This is a genomic window from Pseudarthrobacter kochi, from assembly GCF_055412805.1.
Genome location: NZ_JBVAYV010000088.1, coordinates 1 through 4,875 on the forward strand (window position 1 = coordinate 1; position 4,875 = coordinate 4,875).

A 4,875-nucleotide genomic window follows, 5' to 3' on the forward strand; every position below is an offset into this window, starting at 1 on the left:
CACCTCCGCGGCTCCGCCCTCGGCTTCCGCAACCTCACCAACTACATCGCCAGATCACTCCTCGAATCCGGCGGATTCAGACCGAAACTACACTCTCAATTCTGAAGAGCCAACAAAGCGCTTGATTCGGCGCGAGTTTGAGCCAGGGAACATTCCAAACGTCACTCTGCTGAGGCCAGACGGTACAGGGGAAGAATGGGGCGCGAGATTCGAGCGGCGCTACGTAACGCTTCCCATCGAACTGTGGGCAAACGGATGGATTCTCAAGCTAAATGGCCGTTCCTTAGCTGTATACCTAGCACTCCGCGAGCTCACGGGGGGAACGGGCCAGAACGGAGAAGTCATGGCTGGCCACCGAAAGACCCAATATGGCATGTCTAATGACACCTGGACGCGGGCCACGAAGGAGCTCGAAGACCTCGGACTCCTCACAATGGCGTCCGAAGTATACGGAGACGACGACCTAAAAATGCGGGTTCGCAAGCGCTATCGCCTCAAAGCCTTGACCGACATCGGCTCCCCGGCCTGGTGAGGCGGCGCAAGCCCGGGGCGTTGTTGCTCATCCAGGATTCGTGAGCGGCCTTTGACGGCGCGGACGTCTCCTCGGTGGGTATGGTGCTGAAGGATACGTGGCTGTTCGGCGGGACTATCGGGGACAAGGTTGCGTATGGGCGGCCCGGCGCCTCGGAGGACGACATGATGGCGGCGCGGGCGACGAATGTGGGCCGGTTCGTGCGGTCCCGGCCTGAGGGGTACGACACGGGGCTTGAGGACGAGGGGTCGAACGTGTGGGCGGAGGAAAGCAGCTGTTGACCATTGCCCGGTCGTTCCTGGCCCGCCCTTCGGTGCCGATCCATGGACGTGACCTCCGTCCAAGGACATCCGGACGGAGGGGCTGGTGCAGAAGGCGATGAGCGCGCGCTGCGGTCCGACCGGCATTCATTTGTGATCGCGCACCGCCTCTCCACGATCCGCGACGCGGACCTCGTCGTGGTGATGGCGGCCGGCCAAGTTGTGGAGCAGGGGAGGCGCGCTTCACTGCTGACTGGTGGGGCTTAGTCGCAGTTGTATGAGGCCCCAGTTCGCGGCTCCGGTGGCGGAGGTTTAGAAGCTACCCTCGTTTCTCTGGAGTGGGCGCACCACTGGCAGACGTCTTCGCGCTTGAGAGCGCCATAGTTGTACTGATTGTCAAGTACCACCGTTTCACTCAGGGAGCAGCAACGCGTAGCATTCAGGTCCGTCAAACTGAGGACAAAACAGGGCAGGAGCGGCCGTGGAGCGTCAGGAATCGACCTGCCGGACGCTTGCCGAGACCAAGGGCAGGAGCGACTTTACACTCTTCAGGGATAACGACCTCAGCGCCGCTATTGGCAAGGAACATCCCGAGTTCGAACGGCTGCTACAGGATATAGAGGCCGGCTGTATCGAGGCCGACCAGCATTAGACGACCAGCCACTGATTGCGCCTCCCGCGCTCAGCGAAATCTTTCCCCGCGAAAACTCGGTTCGTGGACATTCTTGGGCCACGGTGTGACATTCGGCCCTTGGCATCGCGGTCACAAAATATCGAGCGCCCGGTCTAGGCTAAGGAACATGTTGGCGCTGGGGCTGACGTCCTCGGGTCAATGGGGGAACGAATAGAAGAAGACAGCAGTGGTCGCCGTCGCGCTGAGTATTGGGTCTCACATCGTGTGGATCTCCAGTGGAGAAAGACGCGACGTATGGGACTGTCGAAGAGTTGGGGCGTGCCGTGAAAGCCGTCGTAGAAGTCGATTGCGGCGTCGCCCGGAATTATGCCGAGGCTCTTGGACTTCCCAAGCCCGGGTATGGATTGCAACCGTGGACGATAGGGGAGCCGCGCGTTCGTGGTTCCTCACTCATCAGGGCAGAACGGGGCCAACCGTAGGCTCGACGACAAAACAACGGTGGAGTGGTGGGTCTCGGCGGGGGAGCATGTCGCTCATGGCCGAAGCTAAAAAGATGGCAATGACTTGGGATGTCGGATCCCCGGTTTATGCTGGTGGTCTCTGCCCCGGCCGATTCCAGCCAGCGGGCTCATTGGGGAAGGGCTTCAGAAGCGTGACCAGACCGATACGTCCAAGCTTTGACACCTGTGATACCTTGAAAGCGGTTGTTCAGTTATGACTGAACACGGGCACTGTAAGCGTCTATTGCCGGACTGCGATACCGTCCTGGCAATGATTCGTAGATCGGGGGCGTGTGATGCGGAGGAGTTTTTGGGCGGCCTGGATCTACGGTTTCGGGCGAGGTACTTACGGTACTTCGAACGTTTGCGAGACCACCACAACATCAAGAGTCCGGAGAACCTGAGGCACCTCGACAAGCGCGACGACGTCGATGTCTTCGAGCTTAAAGCGGACAATTACCGGCTCTATATGGTCCGCCACCAAGTGACTTGGTACGCAACTCACGGGCGGAAAAAACCGGCGAATAGCCGAGTGAACACGGAGATCCAGAAGGCCATTAACATCTTCTGGGAGTGGAACGGGAACTGAAAGGAAGAGGCGCTATGGAGACGTCAAACGTCTTCCCTGTGGGGGACGCCGCATTTGGGGCGGTTTACGCCGAGGAAGCCGCGATGGTGGATGCCAGTGAGCTGATTGCCCTCGCGATGGAAAAAGCGAACGTTGGGCGATCTGAGCTCGGCAGAATGCTGAAAATTTCCCGCAGCGAGGTCACGGCCAGACTTGCGGGAGACCGCAACATCACGGTCCGCAACCTTGCAAAAACCCTCCATGCACTTGGTGCACGTCTTGTTCTCGACATCGAAGTCGAAGAGCCGGCCAGCGCTCCTTCCCGCGGGCAACTGATCCGTAACGCTTATATCAATAGCGGCGGCCCCCGGAGTGCGCACGTCCATGAACGGTACCAGGACGTGGACCACCTCAAGAAACTAGTTCAGCCGAGACCATGAGTACATTCAACAAGGCCTTCATTCTTGTAGACCCGAAGGTACTCAGCGTTGAAGCGCATTCCTACCATGATGCCGAGGAGCATCTGCAGTGGGATGCCTCGTACTCTAGGGACGAAGTAACTGACGACGGACGAGTGGTCATTGGGACTCTGCATGGCGCGACCAAGGAAGCCGGATTCACCGTTACCATCGGTTCGCTGTTCCTAAACACTGGTGTCGTTGACACTACAGCGGACTACGCCCACGCGGTGGAGGGTTCGGAAGCGTTAGAAACCCTCTACGACTTCTGTCGCCATCAAGCGGCCGCGGTTGTGGGCATGCTTGGGCTGACTGAAAAGTTCGACATTCCTTGGAAGGCTCCTGAAATCGAGGTATCCATTCTTGAGGAGCGCGAGAGCGCGAGCGATGACGCTCAAGGCGAGGGCCGGGACATCTCAACTGATGCCACGACCCGCGCTTTGGGCGAGCAAGCCAGCTAAACGACCGACAGCAAGACGGGCGGGGCTTCCCGCGTGGTAAGTTCACCCTGAGGGTGAACCAGGGAAAAGGAAGTATATTCTTTAGTCCCGCGGTGCTGGCGTAACTCCATATGGCATGGTCGTCATAGGTAATTTTTGACGCTCGCCCTCAGCGCTTCAGCGTGCTCGTAGATTTCCTCGAGAGCTAATGGGAACTCGGGTCTCTTCTTTGTTGACGTCAAAGAGACCGATGTACTTCTGAGTCCGGTTGAAGTGCAGGCGTGCGATGGGCTTGGGGTTGTTATCGTCCAGCAGCACTGCGAAGTAAGACTTGGCCTCCCTTTGAACTACTCGCGCTGGCTTCACCTCGCTGCAAACAATGGCCCTCACAATCTGGTAGCCCTCGATCTCTTCCATCGTCGTCTCCAGCCCATCAGCTTCGGCCAGGTCCGCTTCGGCCACTGGAGCGCTGGTGACGCTAGCCGCCGCTGCAGCTTCCTCGCTTTGGGGGAAGCCCAGGTTGCCGAGGGCCTTCTTCAGGCGCTCGTTCACCTGGTCATTCAGAAACTGCTTCGATGCCTTGGCGACCAAGGCGGTGAACTGTTTCCGCACCTTTTGGGTGTATGGACCAGAATAAAAACGTCCAGTGAGGACCTTGACCCATTCGTCTTCTGGCTCTTTGAACTGCGCGGCCAAGGTCCGCTTCAGCTCGCCGATGTACTTCAGCTCGCCGGCCGCGCTGATGATCGAATCAAGGTCAAAAACATCCTTGAACAGTTTCTGCAGTTCGGGGATAAGCATTTGATCGATGTCATTTAAATCGAGCATGAGGAATAGCTTCGCGTCCATACGTTCGGGGCATCAAGGTCCGTGAAGAATTGATAGACCTCGCCGTTGGTAAGGAGCGCAATGCGAGCGTTGGTTACGGCGAAGTGCCGGAAAAGCTGCGACGCGTGCTCGATTTTGACGGATTCACTGGACTCCTTACACTCGATCAGGATCTGGACTTCGCCGTCCTTGACGGTCGCGTAGTCGATTTCTCGCCCTTTTTGAGTCCCACGTCTGCGATGAATTCCGGAACGACTTCCATGGCATTGGAGACGTCGTAGCCAAGAATCGTCGAAATGAATGGCGTCACGAACGCGTTCTTCGTCGCCTTTTCTGTCTGGATAACACCGCGCTGCCGGCGCACGTTTTGCTGCCAAAGCTGAGACCTTCTCTGCGAACCATATTGTCCCCCTACCAGACCGTCAGTGCTGCACAAGGAAGTGCAGCAAAGATCCAAGCTGATGAAGCAACAAACTACATGTGATTGTCCTGAATGACACCCATCTGCTTGCAGCTATGGCTCCATGTCGAAAAGAGGGCATAACTGCCAGATAGCGTGAGTTGGTACCGGTAGTCCGAGTTGTTGGTACTGCGTTTCCGTGAAGTTGGTACTGCCGTGGCCTGTGGGTGCTGTGCTGTGGGTGAGGCGGTGCAT

Annotated in this window: 4 protein-coding genes and 2 pseudogenes; 5 read left to right on the forward strand and 1 reads right to left on the reverse strand. The window is 57.8% G+C overall.

What is annotated here, in order from left to right; genetic code table 11:
- The first annotated feature begins 373 nt into the window (after positions 1–373).
- The 5 genes and pseudogenes from ACZY0Y_RS19550 to ACZY0Y_RS19570 all read left to right on the forward strand — a co-directional run bounded on the left by ACZY0Y_RS19550 (position 374) and on the right by ACZY0Y_RS19570 (position 3,413).
- Positions 374–532 (forward strand): hypothetical protein, encoded by a 159-nt coding sequence (locus tag ACZY0Y_RS19550; RefSeq protein WP_463959897.1) that lies wholly within the window; start codon positions 374–376, stop codon positions 530–532.
- 53 nt (positions 533–585) lie between these two features.
- Positions 586–1,059, forward strand: a pseudogene (locus ACZY0Y_RS19555) (P-loop NTPase family protein); the annotation flags it as partial.
- 214 nt (positions 1,060–1,273) lie between these two features.
- Entirely contained in the window at positions 1,274–1,444 is a 171-nt protein-coding gene (locus tag ACZY0Y_RS19560; protein ID WP_463959898.1) for a recombinase family protein, read from the forward strand.
- A 1,085-nt stretch (positions 1,445–2,529) separates the two neighbouring features.
- On the forward strand, positions 2,530–2,934 hold the full coding sequence (locus tag ACZY0Y_RS19565) for a helix-turn-helix domain-containing protein (RefSeq protein ID WP_463959899.1): 405 nt from the start codon (positions 2,530–2,532) through the stop codon (positions 2,932–2,934).
- Positions 2,931–3,413 carry a hypothetical protein gene (locus ACZY0Y_RS19570; protein WP_463959900.1) on the forward strand — a complete coding sequence of 161 codons (483 nt, stop codon included), beginning with the start codon at positions 2,931–2,933 and terminating at the stop codon, positions 3,411–3,413. The genes ACZY0Y_RS19565 and ACZY0Y_RS19570 overlap by 4 nt, the downstream gene beginning before the upstream one ends.
- 122 nt (positions 3,414–3,535) lie before the next feature.
- Here ACZY0Y_RS19570 and ACZY0Y_RS19575 read toward each other — a convergent pair.
- A pseudogene (locus tag ACZY0Y_RS19575) lies at positions 3,536–4,624 on the reverse strand (restriction endonuclease).
- Between the last annotated feature and the right edge of the window lie 251 nt (positions 4,625–4,875).

Bases quoted from the DNA above. Each gene is read 5' to 3' on its own strand.
- ACZY0Y_RS19550 (WP_463959897.1), top strand. From the start codon at position 374: ATGTCTAATGACACCTGGACGCGGGCCACGAAGGAGCTCGAAGACCTC.
- ACZY0Y_RS19565 (WP_463959899.1), top strand. From the start codon at position 2,530: ATGGAGACGTCAAACGTCTTCCCTGTGGGGGACGCCGCATTTGGGGCG.
- ACZY0Y_RS19570 (WP_463959900.1), top strand. From the start codon at position 2,931: ATGAGTACATTCAACAAGGCCTTCATTCTTGTAGACCCGAAGGTACTC.